This window comes from Calderihabitans maritimus (genome assembly GCF_002207765.1).
GTDB classification, from domain to species: Bacteria; Bacillota; KKC1; order Calderihabitantales; family Calderihabitantaceae; genus Calderihabitans; species Calderihabitans maritimus.
Genome location: NZ_BDGJ01000126.1, coordinates 65,368 through 66,588, shown reverse-complemented (window position 1 = coordinate 66,588; position 1,221 = coordinate 65,368). Strand labels below are relative to the sequence as shown.

The 1,221-nt window shown below is 45.0% G+C and carries 3 protein-coding genes and 1 pseudogene; 1 reads left to right on the top strand and 3 read right to left on the bottom strand.

All coding sequences use genetic code 11. From position 1 onward, the window contains the following. Together KKC1_RS17575 and KKC1_RS11150 are read right to left on the bottom strand one after the other, a co-directional pair. Positions 1 to 136, bottom strand: a 136-nt coding sequence (locus tag KKC1_RS17575) for an Hsp33 family molecular chaperone HslO (RefSeq protein ID WP_192868210.1), incomplete at its 3' end; no start/stop codon positions are given. A gap of 111 nt (positions 137 to 247) precedes the next feature. Further along, complete coding sequence (locus KKC1_RS11150) at positions 248 to 487, bottom strand: FmdB family zinc ribbon protein (RefSeq protein ID WP_088554530.1); 240 nt, start codon at positions 485 to 487, stop codon at positions 248 to 250. A 155-nt stretch (positions 488 to 642) separates the two neighbouring features. Between KKC1_RS11150 and KKC1_RS11145 the strand changes: the two genes are divergently transcribed. After that, on the top strand, positions 643 to 918 hold the full coding sequence (locus KKC1_RS11145) for a hypothetical protein (protein WP_088554529.1): 276 nt from the start codon (positions 643 to 645) through the stop codon (positions 916 to 918). On the opposite strand, the pseudogene KKC1_RS11140 reads toward KKC1_RS11145, so the two are convergent. After that, a pseudogene (locus KKC1_RS11140) lies at positions 909 to 1,221 on the bottom strand (ABC transporter ATP-binding protein); the annotation flags it as partial. The gene KKC1_RS11145 and the pseudogene KKC1_RS11140 overlap by 10 nt on opposite strands.

The window sequence follows — 1,221 nt, the reverse complement described above, 5'->3', positions numbered from 1 at the left end:
CCCTGCCTAAAGCCGCAGTTGCTGTAGGAGCCGTATTATGCTGCAGGCGGGCCTGTTCCACCAGCTGGGTTGTATCTCCAGCGAATGCCCGTATCTGACCCGAAGCAGCAGTAGCCCGGATAATATAGCTTTCCATCTTTATTTGCATCCTTTCCATAATATAGATTTCCCTTGCCCCACCGGTTCCATACAAGGCTCAAAAAAACCAAAAAGTCCCGGACTTACAAGGCCGGGATTTTCTTCGATACTAGCTGGCTTTGGCGTCGGAAGAACTCTTTTCTTCTTTTTTGGCTTGTTCCTTATAATCCTTACTCCGGTAGTCCGTAATATGGAAACCACCGGCTTTATATAAAACGTTCACATTACGACTAATCAAACGTTTAACCTCTTGCCCGCAGTGAGGACACTTCTCTAGCGCCGGTTCAGTTATATTTTGGGTATATTCGAATACTCCACACTTCTGGCAGCGATAGTCATAAGTCGGCATTAGTTGCACCACCTCCAACCGCTAAATGTTCCTAAACAATTTTTATAATGAAAACTAATTCATTTGTCAAGCATCCATCCTCACGGGCTGCATAACTTGCCCGTTCTGCCGAAAAAATATTTATAGCTTATCCTAAAAAAGAAAGGGGAATATTCTTGGTTTCTTATATTCAGGGAAAATTAAAGTTTCGTAATGCAAAGTTAGAAACCAAGTTGAAAGAAGAACTGGTTCCTATAGGGTACGAGATAACCCGAGACGATAATGACATCTTACTAAAAAAGGTAGGGAAAGTGGAAGCCGTCCTTTCCGAACTGGTACCTATCTGTGAAAGATTAGGCTGGAACGTTGAAGAAGACTTAATCCTTATGGAAAAACCAGAAGATCCAGCCGGGCGTCCAATACGATATGTCCGCGGCAAAATTCATCGATAATTAGACCTGCAACTTCCCCCCGACAAGCGGCAGGCTGCTTCTACCAGCGACCGGGAGGCAGAATGCGAAGGCTGATTAAGCAGTTCATCTGTATCTCCCTGTTGAACGATTTTACCTTTGTCCAAAACCGCCACTTTATGGGCCAGCCATCTAATTTCTTGAAAGTCATGGCTGACAAAGACGGTGGTTATGCCCGTCTCGTTCAGCAGGCTATGGACTTCTTCCAGCAATTTGACCCGGGAAGGAGTATCCAGGCCGCTAAAAGGTTCATCCAGGAGAAGCACTTCCGGTTCCAATACCAAA

Bases quoted from the DNA above. Each gene is read 5' to 3' on its own strand.
- KKC1_RS11150 (WP_088554530.1), bottom strand. From the start codon at position 487: ATGCCGACTTATGACTATCGCTGCCAGAAGTGTGGAGTATTCGAATAT.